A 25,307-nucleotide genomic window follows, 5' to 3' on the forward strand; every position below is an offset into this window, starting at 1 on the left:
TCATGGAAGGACTGTCGCCCGGCACCTTGAGTGTCGGGTGTGGCATCGCTCCAAACCGTTGGACCCGCCCACGCATCGCGTCACTATGCCCGTCCTGGGTCTCGCGCATAACGACGCATCAGCGGCGCGGCTGAAATGCCGTGCAGCACGATCGACATGGCGATGATGGCCAGTACCCACGGAACCAGCGGCAACAGTTGCGCACGCGGCCCTTGCTCGATGGCCAGCGTCAGGTAATACAGGGAACCCACGCCGCGAATGCCGAACCAGCTGATCAGCCGGCGCTGGTGGTGCGACGCCCGGGAGCCGATCAGCGCGAGCTGGATGGCGGCCGGCCGGATGACGAACAGCAGTGTCGCGACAACGGCCGCGACAGTCCAGGTGAGCATGTCGAGCCAATACCGTGAGACGAGCGCGCCGATCAGCAGGATCAGGACGGCTTCGACGATGTGTTCAAGCTCGATCGTGAATCCCATGACCGATTCCGCGACGAATGCATGGGCTTTGTCGGGATCGGTGGCGGTGGCTTCGACATCCTCGCTGTTCACGACGCCGACCGTCTCCTTCGACGTCTTCTGGCCGCTCGTTCGATGTTCGACGCGCCGCATCGCGACGCCCGCCGCGAACACGGCCAGGAACCCGTAGCCATGAATGGCGAGCGCCACACCGTACGACAGCATGATCAGGCCGAGCGCGAAGAACCCTTCGAGGCCGAGCGCCTGGCCGTGACGGCTGCGCAGGAATGCGACGAGCCGGGCCGTGACGAAGCCGAGCAGCCAGCCTGCGCCCGCACCGGACGTGATGCCCCATGCAATATTGCCAACCATGCTCCAGTGAAGCGCCGACGTCGTGCCGGAACCGCACAAAAGCAGGCCGAGTACCGCGCACGGGTAGGCCGTGCCGTCGTTGATTCCGCCTTCGCCGGACAACGAAAAACGCACCTGCTCGACGTCACCCGCGTCGCGCACGCCGACGTCATGAGCGAGCACGGGGTCGGTCGGCGCGATCATCGCGCCTAGCAGTACCGCGACGCCGAGACTCAAATGCAGCACCAACACGCCGAGAGCGGCAATCGACGCGACGGTGAAGATCATCGCGACGACGCCGAGCCGCAGCGGCAGCATCCAGCGGGGATCGGCGGGCGGGACACGCAGCCTCAGGCCGATCGCGAACAACGAGATCAGCAAGCCGATTTCGGCAGCAATGCGCAAGTTCGTGACGTCGTCCGGCAATGTCAGCGACAGGAAGCCGGTGCCGGCCGGTCCGACCAGAAAGCCGATCCCGAGATACACCATGGCCGCACTCAGCGGCAGGCGCTTGAGCGACGATCCGATGAGTCCCATGAAAATCAGCAGGGCTCCGAAGATGAGGCATCCGATCGTTTCGGTCACTTTGCATACCTCGCGTGGATCACGTTGCGCTCGCCGCGTGTCGGCCGCAGGTCGCCATGCGGCGTCGTGGAGGTGGTGCGCGGCACGCACGGGACGGCTCGCGCCGGACGGGGCGCCGATGCCCCCGCGCCCGTCGCACCGTATCGCGCCGGGTGCCTGCATTGCGGCCGTCGCTGCCGGGAAGTGGCCCGCGCGCGCGATGTACGGTAGCGGGCAGAGCGGCGCGGTGCTTCGTCATAGACTGTTCGCCGTTCCTCACGACAATCGGAGCATGGCCATGGCCCACCCAGCAATCGAGGGAGACCTGCGTTCACTCGAACGACTCATTGCACGCGTCGCGCCTGGTGAGCCTGCGCCATGGGCACTCTGGCGAATTAGGCTGGAATCGATTCTGGAACACGGCAGTCTGACGCCATCTGAACGCATGCATTTCGTCAGCATCATCGCCCTTATTCTCATGCTCGAGCGCCGAGCTGGCAAGCCGGCCACCGCTTGAGCATGGCGGGTGGCGGAATGGGCGGCGCTTCGCGCGTTCGGTTGGTTGTGGAAGATCCCGGCGCCCGCCGTCCGCCACGCGCATGTCGGCAGTCACGGCCCGTGCGCGAACGAGAATGCGACAGTGCCTCATACAGGAGAGCGGAGCGGATCACGTGGCGCATCGTGTCCGATGTCCAATCGATGGTCGACGCGGTATTCGAAGCCGGTATGTGCCATGCCAGCGGCGGCCCGAACGGTTGATACGCGTACGGGCCGTCCACGGATCAGGCGAGCAGTTTCAGTGCGTGGTCGCAGACGTTCTCGACCGTGAAGCCGAAATCTCGCATCAGCTCGGCGCCCGGCGCCGACGCGCCGAAACCCGCGATGCCGAGTACGTCGCCACGATCGCCGACATAGCGGTGCCAGCCTTGTGACACACCCGCTTCGATCGCCAGCCGCGCGCCGACCGACTTCGGCAGCACGGCGTCCTGATACGGCTGGGGCTGAGCGTCGAACAATCTCCAACAGGGCAGCGACACCACCCGAACCGCTACGCCGCGCGCGAGCAATTCGACTTGTGCCGCCAGCGCGAGCGTGACTTCCGAGCCCGTCGCGATCAGGATCAGCGTGGGGTGGCCATCGGGGGCATCGGCCAAGACGTAGCCGCCACGCCGCAAGCCCTCGGCCGGCGCGAACCGGAGGCGATCGATGGTCGGCACGTCCTGGCGGGTCAGTACCAGCGCAGTCGGTCGCTCCCGCGCTTCGAGCGCCACACGCCACGCAACGGCGGTTTCATTGGCATCGGCCGGTCGAATCACCAGCAGGCCCGGGACCGCACGCAGTCCGGCAAGCTGCTCCATCGGCTGATGTGTCGCACCGTCCTCGCCGACGGCGAGACTGTCGTGCGTGAACACGTAGATCACCTGCAGACGCATCAATGCGGCGAGCCGGATCGGCGGACGCATGTAGTCGGAAAAGATCAGAAAGGTCGCGCCGAATGGCCGGATGCCACCGTGGGCCGCCAAGCCGTTCAGGATCGCGCCCATCGCATGCTCGCGCACGCCGAAATGCAGATTGCGGCCGCTACGGCTCCAGCCGCCGCCGTCGGAGCCTTGCCGGTCGAGCGCGTTCACGCCGGCGGCCTCGAAATCGCCGAGCCCGGTTAGCGCGGTGAAGGTGGAGGGGTTCAGGTCGGCGGAGCCGCCGACCAGCGACGGGACGCGGGAGGCGAGGGCGTTCAGCACCTTGCCGGATGCGACCCGTGTCGCAATGCCTTTCGGATCGGCCGGAAAGACCGGGATATCGCGGTCCCAACCGTCGGGCAGCGTGCCGTGCACAGTGTTCAGCAGCATCTGAGCCAGCTCGGGGAACGCGCGCGTATAGGCCTCGAACCGCGCGTTCCACTGCTCTTCCCGTACTCGCCCCTCCGCCAGCGCCCGGCGAAAATGCGCGAGCGCCGGTGGGGGAATATGAAACGCGGGATCGGGCGGCCAGCCGAGGTTGTGCTTGGTCAGGCGCACCTCGGCATCGCCGAGTGGCGATCCGTGAGCCTGGTACGTGTCTTGCCGGTTGGGCGAGCCGTAGCCGAGATGCGTGCGCACGAGGATCAACGACGGACGCCGCTGCTCGGCGCGTGCGTTGACCAGCGCCGCATCGATGGCGGCCAGGTCGTTGCCGTCTTCGACCGTTTCGGTATGCCAGCCGTAGGCGTCGAACCGTTGTGCGCGATCTTCGGTGAAGGTGATCGCGGTGCCGGCGGACAGCGTGACGCGATTGTCGTCGTACAGGCAGATCAGCTTGCCGAGCCGGAGATGGCCGGCAAGCGATGCGGCTTCCGCCGCGACGCCTTCCATCAGGTCGCCGTCGCTGACGAGTGCGTAGGTGTGGTGATCCACGATCTCGAAGCCGGGACGGTTGTAGCACGCGGCGAGCTGCGTTTCCGCCATCGCCATGCCGACGGCGTTGGCGAAACCCTGGCCGAGCGGGCCGGTCGTCGTCTCGACACCCGGCGTGAGGCCGCGCTCCGGATGGCCGGGCGTGAGGCTGCCCGATTGCCGGAAGCGGCCGATCTGATCGAGCGGCAGGTCGTAGCCGGTGAGGTGGAGCAGGCTGTACAACAGCATCGATCCATGTCCGGCCGACAGGATGAAGCGATCGCGATCGAACCATGCCGGATTGGCCGGGTGATGCTTGAGATGGCGCATCCATAGCGCATAGGCCATCGGCGCGGCGCCGAGCGGCAGGCCTGGATGGCCGCTCGCCGCTTTCTGCACGGCATCGATCGACAGGAAGCGCAGCGTATTGATGCAGAGCGCATCGAGTGCCGCCCCTTCGATTGACGGGAAATCGGTTGAGGTCATGCAACTGCTCCTTGGCGTTCGGTCACGCAACATCCCGCACGGGATGGTGGTTGCGTTGACGGCCCGTCGTCCGCGTTATCGGTCTCGGGGCCAGTAGCCGTGCTTGCCGTAGAATTCGTGCAACTCGATTTCGTAGCTTCGATGCACAAGCTGCGAGTCGTCGTAGGGAGGGCTGCGGCGGATCGCGTCGCGCGTGAGCGTGGCCGACACCGTTTCCGTAGGCCATTCCACCTGGTCAAGCCAGTGCGTCGCGATCAGGACTTCCTTGCCGGTCGACCACCAGCTCGACGTGTCGATCGCCAGATAGCGGATCACCCAGGCTTCATCGTCGTAAATGAAGTCGGACACGTGACCGATATGTCCGTCCGTGGCTTCGAGCCGATATCCGTCGACCTCGCCGGTGCTGCGCAAATGCGTATCCGCCGGCGCGCTGGCCGGCGCGCCGTGCGAGAACAGCGGGTCGCCGGCATCGAGATCCTGCGACGGTCCGGCCGGATCGAAAGCCGGGTAAGCTCCCATCCCCCAAAGGTTCGGGCCGCCCCAGTAAGTCGGGTAGTTGTAGTAACGCAGGTACTCGATCTCGTGCTGGCGCGATACCGGCTTGTGCGTGTCCAGATTCGGGCTGTCTCTCACTTGCTGTTGCGTGAGGCTGACGTAGAGCGTGCGGGTTTCGGGATCGGCATGCGTGACGGAATACGGCGAGACCAGCACCTGCCTGTCGTGCAGCCAATCGCCGGTCTCGACGACGAGGTAGCGGATGCACCAGTTGTCGTCGTCGAAGTAGGCCTGGTGGATATGCCCGATATCGCCGTCCTTCGCTCGAACCGTGTCTCCGTGCAACCTTCGGATGCTTCGCAACATGATGTCCTCGTCAGAGCGATGCCCGGCACTTCGGTGATCCGGCTGACCTGCCTGCCGTGCAGTGGTATCCAGCCGTTCGCCCGCCGATGCGGAGCGATGCCTGCCGAGCGCGTCCCCTCGGGTGGCCGGCATGATTGAGACGCTACACGCGACGAATGCCCGATGCGGTACGAAACCGTACAAAGCGCGCACGGGCGCGAACCGCCCCTCCCGGCATGTCGCAACACCTCCTCGCCAGCTTCGTCATCAGGATCACGAAGCAGTGAGGATCGCCGCGCCGACGTGCCGACGGGCGTACCCGGCGACAGGATTCGGTGCGTGCGTCAACGCAGCCGCAGCGGGATGAACAGCGAGACGCCGGGCGCCGGTGCCGGCGCGTAAACCAACGGCGGCGCGGCATAGGCATCATCCTCGCCGCCGTAGTAGCCGTCGCCGCCATACCGGTGATGGTCGTAGTGGCGGCCGCCTTGATGCTTCATGTGTTCGTGATTGCCCTGATCTCCGCCGTGATTCATTCTTTCCGCATGCAATTGCGGTGCGACGACAAGGCAGCCGATCGCAACGATCATGCCGGCAAGTCGCATGCCCGATCTCGGCGCCATCGTGGTTCGACGTGCGTGTCCGATAGAAACGTCCATCATGTTCTCCCGTGTACGATCCGCAATCTGCCGGTCAGCGGCTGTCATCGACAGTCGGTATCGGCGGAAGGTCCGGAACTATTGCTTCTTGATCAGGTGGCGACCGTTGCCACGGAAAATCGCATCCGCGTTCTGCTTTTGCGTATCGGACATCTTGTCGTAAAGCGGCTGAAACGCCGTGGTCAGCTTTTTGACGCCATCTGCGTGCACGTTGGCGACTTCGCCATAGGAATGAAGATCGTCCATCGCGCTCATGTCGTTCGCGTGATCGCTACGTGCCTTCCTGAGCGATTCCATCGCGTTCGCGTTGTCGCGCATCACCTGCGCCACCGGCTGCCACAGCGATTCCTGGCCAGGCGTGATGCCAAGCCGCTGGTGCAGGCTGCTGATGCGCCCGTCGATCGACCTTTGCGCCGCTACGGTCATGATGTGGGGCGGTGCTTGATCCGGTGCGGAGCCGCCGGCATTCGAGAGTGAGGGGAAGACGGCCGCGCCGAGGGCGACTGTCGCCGCCACGGAGAACGCGCCGGCAATCTGTCGGGGGAGGGCGAGAAGAACGAGTGTCGTGGCGGATCCTGGTGAAAAATTGGGGAGAAGTCGACGTACCGCAACGCATCCGGTCGGCGGCGAATTTCGGCCCGGTAGCCCAGCTATACGCGGGATGCGCGGGCTCAGTCTGTCCGATGCCGGACGGTTTGCCGGTGTACGTGGCCGTTTCGCGATGTCCGGCGGATCACGCTAGCACCGGGCGGAATATTCCAATCGGGCCTATGCTGGCATCGTGACCGGGGGCGTTTCACGCTGGTGGGCCAGATGAATCCGGCCCGATCCGACCATCAACTCCACGGAGGCGGTTATGCGCAGCAGGTATCGAGAGCAGCATACGAACGGTGGCAAGAGCGAGCGCAATGTCGACGAGGCGGTGGAGGGAACGTTCCCCGCCAGCGATCCGCCGTCGATCGGTGGTGTCACGAGGATGATCTCCCGCCCGGCCCATCGAAAGCATCACCGGAAGTCGTTGCACATCAAGCACCGCTAGCGCAGGGGCAGCGCCCCGCGAGACTACGAAGGATCGAGTCGTCGCCGGTATTCGGCGATATCGATAAGCGTGGCGGAATCGGTCGGAGCGCCGGCGAGCCAACATTCCCGAGGTGCCCGGGTACGGAACCGTACCGACTTCCAATGCCGGTGCGCGCAGCGTTTCCTCGTACGTCGAGTGCCGCTTTCGATGTCGAGGCCGTGCACGAGACGGATATTCCCGGAACTTGTCCAAGGAGGACATCATGAGGATGCTCCACACCCCCGACCGATCCGGGGATGACGGCAACGGGGGCAAGCTCGTCGAACGCGATGCTGGCGATGAACCCGGTCATATGGTGACGACCGCCGATGTCCTGAGGGGCAGCAAGATCATCGCGTCGGACGGTGAGGATATCGGCAACGTGTTCGACATCGTGCTCGATTTGCACCACGGCAAAATTGCCTACGCGGTAGCGTCCAGCGGCGGCATGGGCGAGATGCTTTGTGCCATTCCGTGGAGTGCGATGAAATACGATGTCGGTGACAAATGTTTCCACCTGGACGTGACCGCCGCGCATGTCAAAAGTACCCCTGGCTTCGACGACGAGCATTGGCCGGTGATGACGCAATCGCAGTGGGGATTGTCGCTTCACCAGTACTACAACCGGGCGCCGTACTGGGTCGCCGGATGAGGCGAGGTTGGCGGCAAGGTGTCGATCGGCCGCTTCCGGGCCTTCTCGGACATCGAGGGCAGTTGCGGGAAAGGCCGGCACGATGCGGCTCAGTGGCGGCTAGAGTCGCTTCAGATCGGGAAGCAGGCGGTCGAATTCGCGTTTGACCACCGCATAGCATTCGCACACGCGCTTTTCGAGCCCGGGTCGGTCCAGCACTTGGATATGGCCGTAGTTGTAGCGGATGAGGCCCGCGTCCTGCAGCTTCAAAGCAGCCTCCGTCACGCCCGACCGCCGCACGCCCAGCATGTTGGCGATCAGTTCCTGCGTCATGCGCAACTGGTTCGAAGGCAGGCGGTCGAGGCTGAGCAGCAGCCAGCGGCACAGCTGCTGATCGATGGAATGATGGCGGTTGCACACCGCAGTCTGCGCCATCTGCGTGATGAGCGCCTGGGTATAGCGCAACAACAGGCGTTGCATCGCATTGCCACGCCTGAATTCTTCTTTCAGGACGCTCGCGTCGAGCCGGTAGGCCTGCCCAGCGCTTTGCACGACGGCGCGACTCGGCGTCGTTTCGCCGCCCATGAACAGCGACACACCGATCATTCCCTCATGCCCGACGATCGCGATTTCCGCAGACGAGCCGTCCTCCATCACGTACAGCAGCGACACGATCGACGTGGTCGGAAAATAGACGTGATGAAGCTGGCCGCCCGATTCGTACAGCACTTTTCCCAACGGCATGTCGATGAGCGTCAGGTTCGGGATGATGTGTGCAAGCTCGTTTTCCGGCAGCGCGGCAAGCAGGTGATTTTCGGTGATGGGCGGGTTGTCCTGCATGCGTGGCTCCTGCGCTCGCGCTCGGGCGACGATGAAGAATCCAGCCATTAGGGGGCGCAGTGGGAATCGGCGGGAGAGGCCAATCCTCACACTTTACCGATCCGACGACCGGACGGGATGGCGGCAGCAATATGTCCCTTTTCTCGATGAGTTCGGGAGACCGTTCGAGCGCGAATCCTGCATCAAAAATTATAGTGCCGGCACATGTCTCATCAAGGTGGGCGCAATCACGCGCACTCGATACGGAACCGATATTTCACGGCGCGGTTGACGGGAAATCGATCGCAGTCGGCAGGCTGCGTGGCGTCGGTCGCGGAAGAGTGGGCCGTGACGATTCGCGTGCGGCCGGTACGTTGCAGGACAGGCGCCACGCGCGGGCGCGGTTGCGTGCGGATCAGGCGAGTCGGGTTCAGATCCGCCGCCGCGTCCTCAGGACGCGGCGTCTGCCGGCTCGCGCTGAGCACTACAGTGTCTTCAGCTTCGAGATCTTCGTTCCTTCAAGCGTCACCCCCGCCATCAACCCGCTGTTCGTCAGCACGAATGCTTCGATCGGCGCGGTCGCGGTGCTGGTGTCGACATCGCCGTTCGCACCAACTTTCAGGACTGCCACCGATGCGTCGCCGCCTGCCGACCAGCCTTCGCTGCTACGGAACCGGTTAAGCGCGTCCTCGGTCATGAACAGGAAAATGATGGCTTTCGATTGTGCGCCGATCTGCAGCCCGATCGAGCCGGTCGTGGTGCTGTAGTACCCGACGGTGCTGCCGGCCACGCGCAGCGAGCCTTCACCGTACTGACCGCCGATCCAGAAGCCGGCCGTGATGACCGACGGGAACACCAGCACGCCACGCGCCTTGCCGACAAGTTCATGCGAGCCGTTGGCGCTGGAGTAAAGACGTGCGAGGGTCGAGTCGACACCCGCATCGATGGTGTGGCGTTTGTCGGTCTGGTGGCCGCTGGCGTCGGATGTTCCGGTCATCGTGCAACCTGAAACCGCGAGGGAAACAGCCAGGATCGATCCCGGCGTACCCCATAGAAACGTTCGTCGTAGCATCATCGTCTCCTGATTGCTGCTCGAGCTTCCGAGGCTATGCCAGGACGGCCACGGATGCGGTACGACAGCGTACAAAAATGCGACATCCGCGTTGTCCCGCGTCGCGTTCGCGGCACGTGCATCGTGTGTGGGGTGAATGGCGGTCGATGCCGCGCAACCGGTACGTCTCTGCAAGCGTCCTTCACCGTACAGACACGCAATCTCGTTGACGGGAAGATGTCCCCTGCAACCATCCGTTCGTTCGTGCGTGACTTGTTCACGCACATCGGCATGGTTCACGTCAGCGGTGAATGATTCCGTCATTCGTCTCCGGTCGATCAAACGAAGCAACGTGCCTGGATGCGACCGGCAAGGAGAGCAACATGCGTGCGTCTGTCTATGTCTGTCTTGCGGCTATTGCGACCGTGCTTGCCGGATGCTTTTGGGTACCTGGTGACGGCTATCGCGGCGATCGAAACGGGGGGTATGGCGGTGCGTATGGCGGCAATCACGAAAGCGGATGGAATCGAGGCGCCACTTCGCGCGACCACGTGAATCATTCCGGGCGTTCCGATGACCAGGGGCCGCATGGGGCAGGGCAACGGGAGGGATGGTAGGTCAGGGCTGCGAGCATCACATGAAAACAGCGTCCTTCCGGTGCGCTTCATCATGACCGATGCGGCGGTTTGGCAACGCACACGTCGCCGTGTCGAAGTTCGCCTTTCATATCCCGTTGTACGGCGATTCTCCCAAACAGATCGATCGGAAGAAACGACCGGCAGTCGCCATGGATGGCCGGGCCGCGTCGTTCGCCATTCGATCGCGTCGTTTAGCGAAGCTGGCGACCCGGATACCCCATTGCTCACGTCCTGCCAGACTCGAGCAGGTTCTTCAGCGCCGCCATCTGTTCCTTCTGCATGTTCAGCAATTCAGTCCATTGCTCCTCGCGCAACCCGTCCAATTTTTCATGGAGCAACATGATCTCGAGTTCGGCCTTCAGATTGATTTCGTAATCGTGTTCGGCAGAGACCCGGTCCTTGTATGACTGCCGGTTCTGCGCCATCAGGATAATGGGTGCCTGGATAGCTGCCAGCATCGAGAGAAACAGGTTGAGCAGGATATACGGGTAAGGATCGAAGGCCTTGCTGTACGTTGCCAGAATCAGCGAATTCAGACTGACCCAGGCGACCATGATGACGACAAAGCACGTGATGAATATCCACGACCCGCCGAAGGCGGCAACGGCATCCGCTGCGCGCTGGCCGCGCGTTGCCGCTGCATCCAGTTCTTTCGTGGGGTCTCTCGCGATGTGCTTTCGCTCCGAGATGAGATGTGCAACATTCTTCGTGCGCTCGTCCAGTGATTCATAGGGGACGCCAAAGAATTTTTCGGCAAGCTCCGCAGGTTTACGCATGTTGCTCTCCGCGCGCGGTCGCACAATCAGAACAGAATAGAACCGCAGTCAGGTCATTGCAAAAGGCTGGTTGCTCGGCAACCGCGAAGCAACGAAACCGAAACGGCCCGAACAGCGGCCTCTCCCGGTTTCGTTGCCATCCGACCCAATGGACAAAGTCCCGCGCGATCCCGCACCCTACCGGAACCGGAGCGGTATGAACAGGCTGACGCCTGGCGCCGACTGCGGCGCATAAACCACGGGTGAGAGCGAAGTCCGAGCGTGGCCGACAGCCAGGAACAAATTGCGATAGAAACGGGAACAGCTTTACGGAAAAGAGCGGCAGCGGCTCGCGGATTCCATTTGAATAATTTTAATTTGACATAAGCTAAACTAGCAATTTTTTAGGGTGTAGTGGCTAGATTGAAATGTCCGCTTTTGGCTACATAGAAATGTCCGCTTTCGTGCCGCGTAAGCTGTTCGGCCGCCGGGTGTCCGGCGCCGGAGGCTGCGATGGCTGCAACGGAGCGGATCACGATGACGATGCGCGAGCTGGACAGGTTCAAGGTCATTCAGGACGTCGCGGACGGCAAGCTCAAGCCTTGGCGTGCAGCGGAACGGCTGGAATTGACGACGCGGCAGATTCGCCGGCTGGTCGCCCGGCTTCGGGAATACGGCGCGGCGGGTTTGGTATCGGGACACCGATCGAAGCCCGGCAATCGTCGGCTGGACCCAGGAGCCGCCGACCGGGCGCTGTCGATCATCCGCGATCGCTACGCCGATTTTGGGCCGACGCTGGCCTGCGAGAAGCTCTGGGAATGTCACGGCATTCGGCTGGCCAAGGAGACGGTTAGGAAGCTGATGACGGAGGCAGGTTTATGGGTGCCGCGCCGGCAGCGACCGCCGAAGATTTATCAGCCTCGAGCGCGCCGGGCGTGCCTGGGCGAACTGATCCAGATCGACGGCAGCGACCATCGGTGGTTCGAGGAACGGGCGCCAGCCTGCACGCTGCTGGTGTATGTGGACGACGCGACGAGCCGGCTGATGATGCTGCACTTCACGCAGACGGAATCGACCTTCAGCTACTTCGAAGCGACACGCGCGTACATCGAACGGCACGGCAAACCTGGGGCGTTCTACAGCGACAAGGCCAGCGTGTTCCGCAACGTGAAGCCAGGCAAGACTGGCAATCGCGTGACGCCGTTCGGCCGGGCGATGTACGAGTTGAACATTGACACGTTCTGCGCGAACAGCAGTTCAGCCAAGGGGCGAGTCGAGCGAGCACACCTGACGTTGCAGGACCGATTGGTCAAGGAGATGCGATTGCGCGGCATCAACACGGTAGCCGACGCCAACGCTTACGCGCCCTCCTTCATGGCCGCCTACAACGCACGCTTCGCGAAGCCGCCGAAGAGCGACTTCAATGCGCACCGACCACTGCGGCCTGACGAAAGCCTGGACCTGGTGCTGACGTGGCGCGAGCCGCGGAAGGTAACGAAGTCGCTGACGGTGCAGTACGACCGAGTGATGTACTTGCTGGAGGACACGCCGGCCAACCGGAAGCTGATCGACCGGCAGATCGAGGTGTTGGAGTACCCGGATGGACGGATCGAACTCCGGGCTGACGACCGTGTGTTGGACTGCAGACAGTACGACCGACTGTCTGAAATCGATCAAGGTGCCGTCGTCGAACACAAGCGCTTGAGTCACGTGCTGCAGATCGCGCAAGCGCTTCAGGCGCAACGCGATAACAGTCGAATCGGCAAGGCCCCATCTCGAACGCATCGAGGCGACTCGACGCGGACCAACAGAAACGAGGCCGAGCCGGGTAAGAAGAAGCAACGCAAGATCACGCAGGCCGACGTCGAGCATGTGATCGTCGATCTGGCGCAACGTCGGCAAACCGCAAAGCCAGCAGACAAACCTGGCCGTCGGTCAGCAAAAACTGAGGAAGCAAACGCAAGCGCCCTGCCCGTTCAGGCGCCGACCTTCGACTCTGCGTAACGGTTAAAGCGAAGAAAGAAACGCAGCAAAACCAACCTTAAAACCGGACATTTTTAATTAGCTGGAAGGTGGACATCTGAATCCGGGTATGACATACATGTAGGTCCCAAGTTCAGGTGTCGCGTTTGGGGGTGCGGCGGAATTCTTGGACTGGGTTATGTCGTCAGCCCGAGACTCTCCCGGTACTCAATCGGACTGAGTGCGCCAAGCGAGATCTTGCTCCGTTTCTCGTTGTACCAGCGAATGTACGAGTCGACGACCTCGATGAATTGGTCGGTGGTGATGGTCTGTCAGTCTCGAGAGTAAAACAGTTCCGTTTTCAGCCGTCCCAAGAAGCCTTCGCACGCCGCGTTATGGGGCGAGCAGCCCTTGCACGACATTGAACGGATCAGATTGGCCTCCCGTATCCGGGTAAGCCAGCCTGGCCAACGATAGTGACGCGCCGGGTTGCAAGCATGCTTCGACCAGGCGGCGTTTCCCATCTGGATCGAACGACCGTTTGCCGTGCGGCGAAACGTGCATCACCTTCAGGGGCAGGTAAACGAGGTCAATCGTGTCAGCTGTCATCGTGGTTGCGTCCGCAAGTGTGAGTTGCGGACGCAATCGTGGATCGATTCAGCAGTGCCGGCTAGGTGCGGAGGATTTCGCGCTTACGCATCAGGCGTTTTGATCCTAATTTGGCCCCTACCGAAGACGTGTCCCCATGTCGCTCAAATCTGCGCAGGGATCGTGATGCTGCTCGGGCAGGACAGCGTCGCGCCGGTATCCGGAATCCCCACTACTTGTCCGTTCGAACCGGTCGAGGTCGTCGCGCTGCTGTGGCTGCCCAGTTGCAATTCGCCGTCGGTCACGGAGAAGGCCTTACCGCCACTGATCTGGCTATTGGTGATGCTGATTCCCGTGTCGCCCGATTTTGGCACGCCCATCAGGCTGTCCGAGAGCCCGATTATGGCGCCTTGCTGCTTGGTGGCGGTGGCGATCACGTTGTCGATGGTGACGTTGGCGATGATCGGCAGGGCGCCGCCGGTGCCCGAGGCGTAGGCGTAGGTGAACAGGAAGGGCTGCTGGACGTTGCGCATGCAGGTGTTCCGGTAGGTCACGCCGGTGGTGGCACCGCTGTCCTTGGCGGTCTGGTCGGTCTTGATCCGGTAGCCGTAGTCGGTGCCGCTGAACTGCATCGTGTCGACCGTCACCTGCGAGACGCCGGGCTTGGCGAGCGTGGTGCCGGCCGCCTCCTGGCCGCCGATCGAGATGCCATGACCACCGCCCACCACGCAATGGCTGACGTTGACGCTCGAGGTGGCCGCCCCGCCCGCGTTTGACTTGATGGCGATATCGTCGTCGCCGGTGTCGAGCAGACAGTTCTTGATGGTCGCCGTTTGGGTGCCGATGATGTCGATCGCGTCGGTGTTCGGCGCGAGATCGTCACCGCTGGCATTGCGGTTCGGATTCGCGTAGATCCACACGCCGTCGATCGTGACGTTCTTCGAGCCCGATTCAATCACCAGTTGCTCCTTCGGCGAGTTGCGGATGATCAGTGCGCTGCCGGTAGCATTGGACGAACTCGGGAAGGCCACGATCGACTGCGATTTGCCGGCATCGGTGAAGTTCGAGCCAATCTGCAGGTTTGAGCCGGTGATGGCGATCAGTTTGGGCCGGGCCGTATTGTTCTGCCCGACTGCGGCAGGCCAGTAGTCCTGTCCGTCGCCGTCGATCGCGCCGGTGCCGGTAATGGTCAGGTTGCTCAAATTGCTGCCGGTCAGCATTGCGCCGCTCGAGGGCTGCGCGGGCGAGCCCTTCAGCGTGAAGCCCTTCTCCAACTTCAGCACGATATTGCTGGCGAGATTCACGCTGGTGATGACCGCCGTCGAGATGCCGTTGTTGCTTGCCAGGTCGACCAGGCCCGGACTGCTACTGGTGCCGCTGGCGGCGCACTGTTGGATGGCGTTCTGCAGATTCGTGGTGTTGGTGCTGGCCGAACTGCTCCACTGGGGCGTGCAGGTGGCCGCTTGCGCGGACGCTTGCACGGCGAGCGCGGCCAAGGCGGAGAGCATTAGGACGAGGCGCGTGCTGCTTTTGCCTTTCATTGGTTTTCCTTGCATTTAAAATAAGAGAGCGAAATAGGTGCAGCCGGCAAGCAGTGGGGGTAACCTATGAGTCGCAATTCGCCGCCGGACGAACCTCGGCCGGGACACAACACGTATCCCAGGATACTGCTCAGGGCCTCGGATTTTTCTCGAATCCCTGAGCACTAACACGGATCGGTGACCATAATGATCCTCAGTTGAGAACGTCGGCAAAGTGATGGCACTGACGGGAGTGCGAGCAGCAATCACAATGGCGCCTCTGTTTATGCGATAACCGGGCGTCAAACAAGTTGCATCTCCCAGCGACCCCACATGTACAAAGCAATTTATGACAAACGGCTTTCAAATTCACTTAATTATACGCCGCATAGTCATTGACGCGCATCCAGCAACTGCAAATTTTGGATCAAACGATAGATAAAAAAGGCAATAGTTATAAATTAAATATCGACTCTCCAACGCGCCCTCATTCTCGCCGCACCAGCAAAATTCCGGAGTTCTTTTTGAAATTCAGCGATCAAATTATTACGCGAATATTAATATCGGCGTCTTTTGTAATTATTTTGAAACTTTAGGTCTCTCTTCTGTATGCACCAATAATAACTGCATAGACATACGATCGGTTATGTCGTCAGCCCGAGACTCTCCCGGTACTCAATCTCACTGAGTGCGCCATGCGAGAACTTGACCGAACCAAGGTGATGCTGATCGCCGAGATGGGTTGGAAACCCGGGGGTGCAGCGTAACGGATCGGTCTGAGCGTTCGCCAAGTCAACCCGCTGATGCGGCGCTATCAGGAAGTCGATGACGGAGGCTGGCTCGTGAATTCGCCGCCGACGTCGTCGGCCGAAGGTCTGCCAGCCGCGAGCGCGTCGGGCACGTCCGGCCTCGGGGTAAAGACGCATTGTCACCGATTTATGGTGTGCGCACTGTCAGCACTGGTCTTCGTCCATCGCCCAACCTGCCATGCCGTACACCCCGTTGCCGCCCGCGACAACCGGCGACTCTTCGACCGACGGGATGCCGTTCATCCGGCGCTTCACCTGCAATGACGTCGACAGCCTCGCCGAATGCACGCACGGCTGGTCGATCCACCTCGATCAGCTCTCGCCTGGGCCTTTCCAGGGTACCGTCCATGCGATCCGCCTCGACGAGATGCAGCTCCTGAGGGAACGCGTGAATCGCTCGCTGCTGAAACGTGGCGACCAGTGCGCCGGTAGCACGTCGTTCAGCATCCCGCTGGAAACCTCAGGCACCGGATACTGCGGCGGCTCACCGCTGCGCGACAAAGCGCTGCTTGTCTCCAGCGGCACATCGCTGCCGGAGTTGCGCACCCCGGACCACCAGGACGTCGTATTGCTGACTGTCCCCACCGATACGCTTCGCAGGCTGGTATGGCTCGGCGATAACGATGGCGAAGCCGGCGAAACGCCGTCCAGCGAAACCAGCATCGCGCGCGTGCCGGTGGCCCGCTACGAAGCGTTGAAATCCTTGCTGGTAGCGGGTTTCAGCGCTGCAGACACGTCAGAGCAGCGCCTTGCGCGTCTGCAGACGCGCAAGGCGCTGCGCGACACTATTCTGATCGAACTCGTCGACGCGCTTGAAGCGGCCGGCCGGCCCGTTCGGCTCGATCCATCCGCGCGGCGTCGCATCGTCGACCGCGTGCGCGAGCTCGTGATCTCGCAGCCCGGCGTTCCACTGACCGTGCTCGACGTATGCCGTGCGGTGGGCGCGAGCCGGCGCAAGCTGCAGTACTGCTTCGAGGAAATCCTCGGCACGCATCCTGCGTGGTACTTGCGTGTGGTACGGCTCAACGCGGTGCGTCGCGAACTGCGCGAACATTCCCCGGCGAGCGCTTCGGTCAGCGACGTCGCGTGCCGCTGGGGCTTCTGGCACCTGAGCCGATTCGCGTCGCACTACCGGGAACTGTTCGGCGAACTGCCGTCCGATACGCTCAAACGCCCCCCACGATAATTACCAAAAGCGGATAACGCGCCGGATTTTGACGTTCCTAGACTCCGTACACATTTTAACTGTACGGGAAACGGCACGATGAAAGTCCTAAGACGCCCGCATGGCGTGCGGCACTGTCGCACACGCACCACCGTCGTCGCGATCGGCACATTGGCGGCAACGCTCGCATGTCAGAGCGCTGGCGCGCTTGAAAACGACGGCCCGATCACGCCGTTCGGCGTGTTCGATTTCGGCGCGGGGATGACGCCGCCACCCACGCCCAACGGCACGCTCGCCACACGCTTCGCGTACTACTCGACGCACACGATGCGCAACGGCGGCAATGCCGACTTCTCATTAACAGCCGCGTCGTGGAGCCTCGCATACATCAGAATGACAAACGCGAGGCTGTTCGGCGCGAACGTCGGCTTCGGCGCGATCGTGCCGTTCCTGAATCTGAACGGGCACGTGAACGTACCGACGCCCGCGGGAACGCTCGCAATGTCGGCCGATCCGACCAATATCGGCGATGCGGATTTCCAGCCGCTGATTCTCGCGTGGACTTTGCCTAATCTGTTCGTCAACGTCGCACTCCAAGTGCAGGCGCCAACGGGAGCCTATCGGTCCACTCGACTTTTCAATCCTGGCGTCAACCACTGGACCTTCTCGCCGATCATCGGCGCAACGTACATCACCGACAGCGGATTCGAAATCTCGACCAGCATCGAGGTCGATCAGAACACGACGAACCGTGCAACGAACTATCGAAGCGGCACCGGGTTCCGCCAGGAATTCGCGCTCGGACAGCACATCGGCCCGTTCACCGCCGGCCTCGGCGGCTACATCGAGCGGCAACTGAGCAACGACCACGGCCCGAATGTCGACGGCAACCGCGCGCACGTGAACGCGCTGGGCCCCGCGATCAGCTATGTCGAACCGGGAAAGCCGGCGGTATGGCTGCACGTTTACAAGGAATTCGGTGCGCAAAACCACGCGCAGGGGTACCAAATCGCGCTGCGTGCCGCGCTGTCGTTCTGATGTTCTGATTCGGGAGCAGTCGATGAATCCGCTTTCTTCCACGCATACCGCGCCATATTCACGTGCCGCTAGGCAAGCCGGCGCCAGCCAGGGTGCTGTGCTGCTGCTCGGCAGCAGTCTCACCGTAATGGGCGCAGTCATGATCGCGCCGATCCTGCCGAAACTCGCGGCGGACTTCGTGCCAGCCAACCCGCGCCTCGCCGCACTCGTGCCGCTCGTCGCGACGGGCCCCGCCCTTGCGATCGCGCTGTGTGCGCCGCTCGCCGGCTGGCTTGCCGATCGCGTCGGACGCAAGATGCTGCTTTTGCTAGCAACGCTCGTGTACGGGCTGGTCGGCGCTGCGCCGGCATGGCTCGACAGTTTCACCGCGATCCTCGTCTGCCGGTTCGCGCTCGGCGCCGCGGAAGCGTGCGTGATGACGTGCTGCACGACGTTAATCGGCGACTACTGGCACGGTGAACAACGGGTGCGCTACGTGAACCGGCAGGTCGTCACGATCGGTGTCGTCGGCACGATTTTTTTCGTGCTCGGCGGCGCGGCCGGCGAGCACGCATGGCGCTATCCGTTCTATCTTTACCTGCTGCCGATCCTGCTCATACCTGCGATTGCCGCCCTGCTGTGGGAGCCGCTGCGTCATGGTCGGCCCGCCGAGCCGGGCGACGGCGGCACGCCGCTGTCCGGCGGCAAGCTCGCGTCGACGCTCGCCATTGGCTATCTGCTGATCTGCGTCGGAATGGTCAGTTCCTTCGTGGTCCCGGTGCAGATGCCGCAGCTGATGATCGACATCGGGCAGCACTCGTCGACGATGATCGGTGCGGTCTCGGGTATCGGTTTGCTATCGACGCTGGCCGGCTCCATCGCATGGCCATGGTTGCGCGACGCGCTCGGCCGGCGCTTCGTCAATGTCGCGCTCCTTGTGCTGCTTGCGGTGGGTCTGTATCTGCTTGCGAGCGCCAATACGGTGCCGGCCATCGTCGTGGCGGTCGTGATTCACGGCTTCGGCGGCGGCATGCTGGTCCCAAACGCAATCCTGCCGCTGATGCGCAGGCTATCGCTCGCGATTCGTGGCCGCGCCCTGGGCGGTTTCACAGCCGCGCTCTATTTGGGCCAGTTCCTCAGCCCGTTGGTCGTGCTCGGATGTGCACAGGCGTTCGGCGGACTGCGTCCCGCAATCGTCTCCATCGCGTCCGGTACAGCCGCCACGGCACTGCTATGGTTGCTGCCGGCATTTCGTAGCCGCGGCGACGATTGATCCACTCCCATTTTCTTGTTCTCGAACGATAGACCTATGAAAGATTTCCAAACGCTCATCGCCACGCATGATGGCATCGCGCTCGCGGCGCTCGTTCGCGAGAAAGAAGTAACGCCGACGGAACTGCTGGACGCCGTCCTCGCCAGTCTCGACGCGATCAACCCCTCGCTGAATGCCGTCGCAGAGCGCCTCGACGAAACGGCCAGACTAGCCGCATCGACCATCACTGGCCACGAGAGCGTACTCGCCGGTGTCCCGACACTCATCAAGGACCTTTTCATGCCGGTGCGCGGCGCACGCATGGCGAACGGATCGTTCCTGTTCGGCGACTACCGGCCCGACTTCGACGGCGAACTCGTGGGGCGCCTACGGCGCGCGGGCATACCGATCGCTGGAACCTCGCTGTCGCCCGAACTGGGCACGTCGTTTTGCACCTCCTCAGCGCGTTTCGGCGTCACACGCAATCCGTGGAATCCGCATGTGAGCGCCGGCGGATCGAGCGGCGCCGCGGCAGCGCTTGTCGCCGCGCGCGTGCTGCCGTTCGCGCACGGCAACGACGGCGGTGGCTCGCTGAGGGTGCCCGCGTCCTGCTGCGGCGTGTTCGGATTGAAGCCGACACGCGGCCGAACGCCGAATGGCCCGATGATCGGCGAAGGATGGGCCGGCATGGCCATCAACCACGCGATCACGCGCTCGGTTCGCGACAGCGCCGCCCTGCTGGACCTGACCGCGGGCGCCGATACCGGCGCGCCCTATGCGGCGCCATGCCAACCGGAGACGTTTCTCGCGGCCACGCAGCGCGATCCGCGGCCGCTAAAAATCGCCGTGATCGAGCAAGCTCCACCGTGGCCGCTTCATCCGGCCTGCCGACCCGCACTCGCACATACCGTCGCGTTGCTGCGCTCGCTCGGACACCACGTCGAGCCGCTCGATAGTCCGGTCGATTCGGAAGCGTTCTATGACCGTGTATTCACGATCATCGGCGCACAAACGCGTGCGCTGGTCGACATGATAGGCAACCAGCGCGGACTTCCGGTGCGCGACGGCGAAATCGAGGCCCGCACCCGTATCATCCTGCGGGAGAAAGGCAATGCAAGCGGCGCCGAATACGCGAGCGCCGTCGACTGGATCCATGCATTGGGCCGGACGTTCGGCCGGTTGATGGAGCGCTACGACGTGCTGCTAACGCCGACGCTCGCAATGCCGCCGCTTGCGCCGGCCGAACTTGCGACCGCGGACGACACGCAGTCGTTGAGCGAAGTCATCGATCGAGCGCATCGGTTTTCTCCGTTCACGGCATGGTTCAACGCGACCGGTCAGCCCGCGATGTCGGTGCCGCTTTACTGGGACGAGCAAGGCCTGCCGATCGGCAGCCATTTCGCGGGGGCGTTCGGCGCAGAGTCGCTGCTGTTCTCGCTCGCCGCGCAGCTTGAGCGCGCTGAACCGTGGGCGGATCGGATCCCCCCGCTTTGCGTTTGACTGACGGTCCGGTGAACTTCCTGGCTGCAGGCGTCTGAGTGCACGGGCGCGTTTGGCGAGCCGAGCGCAGGGCACCATGCGCGTCCGTCAGGCGTCGCGCCGGACCATCGCCGCCGGCATGACCGGGTTGCGCAACACGCCGAGCCGCTCGATCTCGACTTCGCAGACGTCTCCGGCTTTCATCCAGAGCTGCGGTTCGCGCGCCATCCCGATACCGGCAGGCGTGCCCGTGACGATCACATCGCCGGCCTGCAGCGTCATCACTTCGCTCAGCAGCACGACGAGCGTCTCGACATCGAAGATCATGTCCGACGTCGATGCCTCCTGCACGACCGCCCCGTTCAGGCGCGTCTGGATCTTCAGCCCCTTGCAGCCGCGCGGCAGTTCGTCGGCCGTGACGAACCACGGCCCGAATGCCCCCGTCCCGTCGAAGTTCTTACCCATCGTCCATTGCGGCGTGCGGAACTGGTAATCACGCAGCGTGGCGTCGTTGAAAATCGAATAGCCGGCAACATGATCGAGCGCCCGCTCGCGCGCGATGCTGCGTCCGCCCTTGCCGATCACCGCCACTAGTTCGCCCTCGTAGTCGAGTTGGGACGATTGCGCCGGCAGCGCGATCGGGTCGCCATGGCCGATCAGGCTCGACGCAAACCGCGCGAACACGGTCGGATAGGCCTGCTTCGCAAACCCGGTCTCGGTCGAGTGGTCGAGGTAGTTCAATCCGACACAGACGATCTTGCCGGACCGTCCGAACGGCGGCAGCAAGCGCACCGCCTCGAGATCGACCGGCGCGCCGCGCGCGAGAAGCGCGCCCACTTCGGCAAGATCAGCGCCGTGCGCCAGCAGCGCATCCAGATCGCCCGGATAGGCGGTGTCCTCGGCGGTCAGCCCGAACCATCGCCCGCCGTGCTCCACCGCGATGCCGCGGTGCCCATCCTTTTTATAGACTGCAAATCGCATCGCACACTCCTTGCTCGCCGTCCATGAAGTCGTCGACTACGCCTTCACTGTCCTGTTGGACCACCGCTGGAGGCAGCGGTAGCCCCTCCTTCATCACGTTTCCGTCGCCCATGTACTGCTAGCGCGCGCACATCCAAACAGCCATCATTTGCGCACGGCCATCACCCCCGCATCCACATTCCAGATGGCACCGGTTACCCACGAGGTCTTGTCTGAAAGAAGGAAGACGATCGTGTTTGCAACGTCTTCGGGCGTACCAACGCGTCCGAGCGGATGAAACGACTCCAGCGCTTTCATCGCACCGGCAATGTCTTCCTTCGCCATGAAGCCTTCATAAATCGACGTCTGTACGATCGCCGGCGAGACAGCATTCACTCGGATACCCGCATCGGCAAGTTCAATCGCGAGATTGCGCGTGAGCGCGTGCAGACCTGCTTTTGCCATGGAATACGCCGATGCCGCGGAGTCGCCCAGCGCTGCCTGGGCTCCGATCGACCCGACGTTCACGATAGCGCCTTGGAGCTTCGCAGCGGAGCATGTTCCTGACCACGTCCCGCGTAATGAAGAAAGTGGCACGATTGAGCGACAGGTACATGTCGTAATCAGATTCTTCGTGGTCGATGAAGGCCTTCGGAGCAAAGATTCCCGCAGAATTCACCAGAAGCGAAATATCTTTGTGATTCGCGTTGATCTCCGAGCGAATGGCGTTCATGCCTTCCTCTGTCATGAGGTTCGCCGCAATCACGGAGACCGGACCGAGCCCGCTCAGTTCGGCACGGACCGCTTCAGCTTTGTCTTTCCTGTTTCCCGTCAAGACGACGCTACCGCCGCTTTTCAGCACTTGTTTGGCCGTTGCGAGCCCGATACCGCTGGTGCCACCGACGACAAGAAGTTTCTTACCGGAAAAATCGTTCATTTTGGCTTCCTTAATTTAAATGTCTGGATCAGTTCCGCATGCGCGGCCGCGCCAACGCGGACATTACTCGTCTTGCCGCGTCCATGAATCAGCTCGCCTCGCGGAGAACGCAGAACGCGGCCGGTATCGCAAGTACCTCCGCTGGTTAGCCTTCGCGGACTTCGAGAGTCGAGACCATGCGGATCGCCTTCGAGAAATTCGCGAGGTTGACCGAAGTTTTCGTCACGACCCGGTGCAACTCCTCGACACGCTCGCGCGAAGCGTCCGTGTGCAGGCGAACGACATAGCTCACTTCGTCGTATCCCGGGTTCACGCTCTCGTCGAGCCCGAGGAAACCGCGCAAGTCCAGCTCACCATCGGTCTCGATTTCCAGACTGTGGACAGTGATCCCCATCGCGGCGGCGTTGACCACGTATCCGACCGTCAAACAAGCGTTGAGCGCGGCCATGAGCAGCTCTTGCGGATTAGGCGCGCTATTCATGCCCAAAAGCTGGGTGGGTTCGTCCGCTGCGATTTCGAAATGCCGCTGGTGAGTCACCCCGCCCAGCTCATAGTGGCTGACAGTCGCCACGGAACGCGTCTGGTGTTCCCATTTCGTCTTGACGTTGAAGCGCGCGTTTCGCTTCGTGGGGTCCGTGGCGACTTCTTGCGCGAATTGCTGCAAAGCCGGCACATCGATTCCGTTCGGGTGGGTAGTCATCTGCTGGTCCTCCTAGGAGCGCTCTCGCGCAGGGAAAAGTTCAAACACGCGGCAAGCCTACCATCTAGTTGGTAGCGTCACAAGGGCATTTCTCGTCCTTGTAGTCGTGACGCTCCTTCGAGATTGATCGGACGAATTTGCGGCGCTGCCCGCTCAATGAAAAAATGCACGAGGTCGGTTAGTGCAATTGGGGACACGTTCCTCTACCATCTGCTTGCGGGGCGTCCCTGCAAGGTTGGCCCGCTGCGAAGACGAGATGCGCCGTCATGCTTGACAAAAAACCAACTAGTAGGTAGATTGCGCTTGCAGTGATTCGCTGGGTTCGTTCAATTGAAGATGGCAGTGTGCCGGAGGATGCATGGCAGTAGGTACGCGCGACGCGTTGGTTCAAGCTGCAGAAGGCCTGATGCGCTCGAGGGGTTATGCCGCCTTCAGTTATGCGGATCTGGCCGAAACCGTTGGCATCCGGAAGGCAAGCATTCACCATCACTTCCCGACGAAGGAAGATCTGGGCGTTGCGATTGTGGAAGCCTATGTCGCGAGAGTGGTGGAAGCGTTCGAGCGAATCGACCGCGAGAATGAGGACTTCTGGGGCCGCTTGAACGGATTTTTCGATACCTTTCGCGCCAGCAGTGATGGAAGCCTGCTCCCGCTCTGCGGTGCGCTTGCCGCCGAGATGGCTGCTTTGCCGCCCGAACTGCAGAAGCTCACGCACCGGTTTTTCGAGCTGCAACTGCGCTGGCTGACCAGGGTCATCGACAAGGGCATCAGCGACGGCGAGATCCCCGCCGGTGTGGGGAGCTGCCAGAAGGCGTATCAGGTATTGAGCGTTCTAGAGGGAGCCAGCTTTGTCGAGTGGGCCATGAAGAACGGCGAAACGCTCGACCGCGGCATCATTCGACTCATCGTCTCCGCAGCATAAAAAGGGGATCGCTTCCCCAAACGATTCATCGTTGCACCCAGCGCCAGAGCCGTTTTCCGCGTGAACATGGCTCTTTTATTTGAGTATTTACCCTACCAACTAGTTGGTTGTTATTTGGAGAAAACCATGGAAAACTGGACTGAAACAATCGGCGCCGTCACTCGTCGCGTGCATGAACTCGCACGGTACACCCCGGACACGCTCAAAGGCGTTGGTTTGCTCGGTGCCGCCGGCGCCAAGACAAATCATCTCGACGCAAAGACGCGAGAGCTGATTGCGTTGGCAGTCGCTGTCACAACACGCTGCGACGGCTGCATCGCTTTTCACGCGGCAGAAGCCAACAAGCTTGGTGTGACGAAGGAAGAAGTTGCAGAAGCACTTGGTGTCGCCATCAATCTCAATGCCGGCGCCGCTGTGGTCTATAGCACTCATGTGCTCGACGCGCTGGACCATCTCGGTCGCGAGTAAATGTCCTACCCGGCGCTACCGCTGCGAGCGGAGCGCCACTAGGCAGCAATTTCTAGCTGAGGATGAAACATGAAGCGGGTCAATGTAGAAGTGTGGTCGGACTTTGTCTGCCCCTGGTGCTGGATCGCAAAACGACGCCTGGAAAAAGCGATAGAAGGCGTGACGCAGCACGTCGACGTGGTCGTGACACACAAGTCCTACCGTCTTGCGCGAGGCATGGTTCCGACCGGCTTTACAGACGCGCTTTATGCCAAGTTCGGAAACGCGACAGCAGCGCAAAGAATGATGGATGCGGTGTGCTCGGCCGGAGCCCAGGAAGGTCTGAACTACCGATTCGAGACCATGCGCTTTGGCGATACGAGCGACGCGCACCTACTCGTCAAAAGTGTCCAAACGTCCGAAGACAAACAACGGATGATCGAAGCAATCTACCGGGCCGCGACGACCGACGGGATTGACATCTTCGATAGAGCCGCGCTCATCGACCTTGCAAAGAGCATCGGCATTTCCGCTGCGGCGCTCTCCTTCGACGATCGCGAGATGGTGTCCGAAATCGCGCGAGATGAAGCAGAGGCAAATCGAATCGCAAATGGCGTTCCGCTGTTTGTCTTCAACAACCGAACGTACCTCTCGGGCGCACGTGAAGTCGCCGTGTTCGAAAAAGCGTTGTTCGACTCCGCCGAGAACGTACCGGACGAAAGCGAAGACACCGGAGGCATGAGCTGCAGCATTGACGGGTGCGCTCACTAGGCAGGCAGCCCCCCATTCACAAGGTATCGATTCTTTCCGGACTGACCGAAATGCGCGTGAAGCAGATTCCCGGCTGTTAGATAGCCGTCCGTTTCAT

General features: G+C 62.0%; 22 protein-coding genes and 3 pseudogenes. 11 read left to right on the forward strand and 14 right to left on the reverse strand.

What is annotated here, in order from left to right; all coding sequences use genetic code 11:
- Positions 1-83 precede the first annotated feature (83 nt).
- Positions 84-1,391: a cation:proton antiporter gene (locus ACWMMN_RS37655; protein ID WP_059234126.1), complete on the reverse strand. Its 1,308-nt coding sequence runs from the start codon at positions 1,389-1,391 to the stop codon at positions 84-86.
- A 277-nt stretch (positions 1,392-1,668) separates the two neighbouring features.
- On the opposite strand from ACWMMN_RS37655, the gene ACWMMN_RS37660 reads away from it, so the two are divergent.
- Positions 1,669-1,887 carry a hypothetical protein gene (locus tag ACWMMN_RS37660; protein ID WP_081051901.1) on the forward strand — a complete coding sequence of 73 codons (219 nt, stop codon included), beginning with the start codon at positions 1,669-1,671 and terminating at the stop codon, positions 1,885-1,887.
- 265 nt (positions 1,888-2,152) lie between these two features.
- Here ACWMMN_RS37660 and tkt read toward each other — a convergent pair whose 3' ends face one another.
- The 4 genes from tkt to ACWMMN_RS37680 all read right to left on the reverse strand — a co-directional run bounded on the left by tkt (position 2,153) and on the right by ACWMMN_RS37680 (position 6,243).
- Positions 2,153-4,228: a transketolase gene (gene tkt / locus ACWMMN_RS37665; protein ID WP_486424494.1), complete on the reverse strand. Its 2,076-nt coding sequence runs from the start codon at positions 4,226-4,228 to the stop codon at positions 2,153-2,155.
- 75 nt (positions 4,229-4,303) lie between these two features.
- Positions 4,304-5,089, reverse strand: a complete 786-nt coding sequence (locus tag ACWMMN_RS37670; RefSeq protein WP_059234124.1) for a PRC-barrel domain-containing protein — start codon at positions 5,087-5,089, stop codon at positions 4,304-4,306.
- Between the two features lie 323 nt (positions 5,090-5,412).
- The gene (locus ACWMMN_RS37675) at positions 5,413-5,673 is read right to left on the reverse strand and encodes a hypothetical protein (RefSeq protein WP_230950356.1); all 261 of its coding nucleotides are present in this window, start codon (positions 5,671-5,673) and stop codon (positions 5,413-5,415) included.
- 132 nt (positions 5,674-5,805) lie between these two features.
- Positions 5,806-6,243, reverse strand: coding sequence for a Spy/CpxP family protein refolding chaperone (locus ACWMMN_RS37680; protein ID WP_081051825.1), 438 nt, complete (start codon positions 6,241-6,243; stop codon positions 5,806-5,808).
- A 340-nt stretch (positions 6,244-6,583) separates the two neighbouring features.
- Between ACWMMN_RS37680 and ACWMMN_RS37685 the strand changes: the two genes are divergently transcribed.
- Together ACWMMN_RS37685 and ACWMMN_RS37690 are read left to right on the forward strand one after the other, a co-directional pair.
- Positions 6,584-6,766, forward strand: a complete 183-nt coding sequence (locus tag ACWMMN_RS37685) for a hypothetical protein (RefSeq protein ID WP_011548865.1) — start codon at positions 6,584-6,586, stop codon at positions 6,764-6,766.
- 244 nt (positions 6,767-7,010) lie between these two features.
- On the forward strand, positions 7,011-7,439 hold the full coding sequence (locus ACWMMN_RS37690; RefSeq protein WP_011548866.1) for a PRC-barrel domain-containing protein: 429 nt from the start codon (positions 7,011-7,013) through the stop codon (positions 7,437-7,439).
- 99 nt (positions 7,440-7,538) lie between these two features.
- Here the strand turns inward: ACWMMN_RS37690 and ACWMMN_RS37695 are convergent, their stop codons facing one another.
- From ACWMMN_RS37695 to ACWMMN_RS37705, 3 genes are all read right to left on the reverse strand, one after another.
- Positions 7,539-8,258 carry a Crp/Fnr family transcriptional regulator gene (locus ACWMMN_RS37695; RefSeq protein ID WP_059234121.1) on the reverse strand — a complete coding sequence of 240 codons (720 nt, stop codon included), beginning with the start codon at positions 8,256-8,258 and terminating at the stop codon, positions 7,539-7,541.
- Positions 8,259-8,721: 463 nt separating this feature from the next.
- Positions 8,722-9,309: a BPSL1445 family SYLF domain-containing lipoprotein gene (locus ACWMMN_RS37700; protein ID WP_174993916.1), complete on the reverse strand. Its 588-nt coding sequence runs from the start codon at positions 9,307-9,309 to the stop codon at positions 8,722-8,724.
- Positions 9,310-10,150: 841 nt separating this feature from the next.
- A complete protein-coding gene (locus ACWMMN_RS37705; RefSeq protein WP_059234120.1) occupies positions 10,151-10,702 on the reverse strand; it encodes a DUF1003 domain-containing protein in 552 nt (183 codons plus the stop codon).
- A 492-nt stretch (positions 10,703-11,194) separates the two neighbouring features.
- Between ACWMMN_RS37705 and ACWMMN_RS37710 the strand changes: the two genes are divergently transcribed.
- On the forward strand, positions 11,195-12,685 hold the full coding sequence (locus tag ACWMMN_RS37710) for an ISNCY family transposase (protein WP_334069054.1): 1,491 nt from the start codon (positions 11,195-11,197) through the stop codon (positions 12,683-12,685).
- 155 nt (positions 12,686-12,840) lie between these two features.
- Here the strand turns inward: ACWMMN_RS37710 and ACWMMN_RS37715 are convergent.
- The 3 genes and pseudogenes from ACWMMN_RS37715 to ACWMMN_RS37725 all read right to left on the reverse strand — a co-directional run.
- A pseudogene (locus tag ACWMMN_RS37715) lies at positions 12,841-13,122 on the reverse strand (IS3 family transposase); the annotation flags it as partial.
- Positions 13,115-13,252, reverse strand: a pseudogene (locus ACWMMN_RS37720) (IS66-like element accessory protein TnpA); the annotation flags it as partial. The pseudogenes ACWMMN_RS37715 and ACWMMN_RS37720, both read right to left, overlap by 8 nt.
- Positions 13,253-13,395: 143 nt before the next feature.
- Entirely contained in the window at positions 13,396-14,772 is a 1,377-nt protein-coding gene (locus ACWMMN_RS37725) for a glycoside hydrolase family 28 protein (protein WP_474236558.1), read from the reverse strand.
- 966 nt (positions 14,773-15,738) lie between these two features.
- On the opposite strand from ACWMMN_RS37725, the gene ACWMMN_RS37730 reads away from it, so the two are divergent.
- The 4 genes from ACWMMN_RS37730 to ACWMMN_RS37745 all read left to right on the forward strand — a co-directional run bounded on the left by ACWMMN_RS37730 (position 15,739) and on the right by ACWMMN_RS37745 (position 20,494).
- Positions 15,739-16,746, forward strand: coding sequence for a helix-turn-helix domain-containing protein (locus ACWMMN_RS37730; RefSeq protein ID WP_486424495.1), 1,008 nt, complete (start codon positions 15,739-15,741; stop codon positions 16,744-16,746).
- Between the two features lie 78 nt (positions 16,747-16,824).
- Positions 16,825-17,763, forward strand: coding sequence for a SphA family protein (locus ACWMMN_RS37735; RefSeq protein WP_011695176.1), 939 nt, complete (start codon positions 16,825-16,827; stop codon positions 17,761-17,763).
- 22 nt (positions 17,764-17,785) lie between these two features.
- The gene (locus tag ACWMMN_RS37740; protein ID WP_124675962.1) at positions 17,786-19,015 is read left to right on the forward strand and encodes an MFS transporter; all 1,230 of its coding nucleotides are present in this window, start codon (positions 17,786-17,788) and stop codon (positions 19,013-19,015) included.
- A 36-nt stretch (positions 19,016-19,051) separates the two neighbouring features.
- Positions 19,052-20,494 carry an amidase gene (locus ACWMMN_RS37745; RefSeq protein WP_486424496.1) on the forward strand — a complete coding sequence of 481 codons (1,443 nt, stop codon included), beginning with the start codon at positions 19,052-19,054 and terminating at the stop codon, positions 20,492-20,494.
- Between the two features lie 87 nt (positions 20,495-20,581).
- On the opposite strand, the gene ACWMMN_RS37750 is transcribed toward ACWMMN_RS37745, so the two are convergent.
- From ACWMMN_RS37750 to ACWMMN_RS37760, 3 genes and pseudogenes are all read right to left on the reverse strand, one after another.
- Positions 20,582-21,454, reverse strand: a complete 873-nt coding sequence (locus ACWMMN_RS37750) for a fumarylacetoacetate hydrolase family protein (RefSeq protein ID WP_486424497.1) — start codon at positions 21,452-21,454, stop codon at positions 20,582-20,584.
- A 144-nt stretch (positions 21,455-21,598) separates the two neighbouring features.
- Positions 21,599-22,370 (reverse strand): annotated as a pseudogene (locus ACWMMN_RS37755) (SDR family NAD(P)-dependent oxidoreductase).
- A 145-nt stretch (positions 22,371-22,515) separates the two neighbouring features.
- Positions 22,516-23,070, reverse strand: coding sequence for an OsmC family protein (locus ACWMMN_RS37760; RefSeq protein ID WP_011695172.1), 555 nt, complete (start codon positions 23,068-23,070; stop codon positions 22,516-22,518).
- A gap of 358 nt (positions 23,071-23,428) precedes the next feature.
- On the opposite strand from ACWMMN_RS37760, the gene ACWMMN_RS37765 reads away from it, so the two are divergent.
- The 3 genes from ACWMMN_RS37765 (at position 23,429) to ACWMMN_RS37775 (ending at position 25,210) form a co-directional block, all read left to right on the forward strand.
- Entirely contained in the window at positions 23,429-23,992 is a 564-nt protein-coding gene (locus tag ACWMMN_RS37765; RefSeq protein WP_011695171.1) for a TetR/AcrR family transcriptional regulator, read from the forward strand.
- A 126-nt stretch (positions 23,993-24,118) separates the two neighbouring features.
- Entirely contained in the window at positions 24,119-24,460 is a 342-nt protein-coding gene (locus ACWMMN_RS37770) for a carboxymuconolactone decarboxylase family protein (RefSeq protein ID WP_011548518.1), read from the forward strand.
- 69 nt (positions 24,461-24,529) lie between these two features.
- Positions 24,530-25,210, forward strand: coding sequence for a DsbA family oxidoreductase (locus ACWMMN_RS37775; RefSeq protein WP_486424498.1), 681 nt, complete (start codon positions 24,530-24,532; stop codon positions 25,208-25,210).
- Positions 25,211-25,307 lie beyond the last annotated feature (97 nt).

Source organism: Burkholderia cepacia complex sp. TUM26381 (assembly GCF_057439935.1).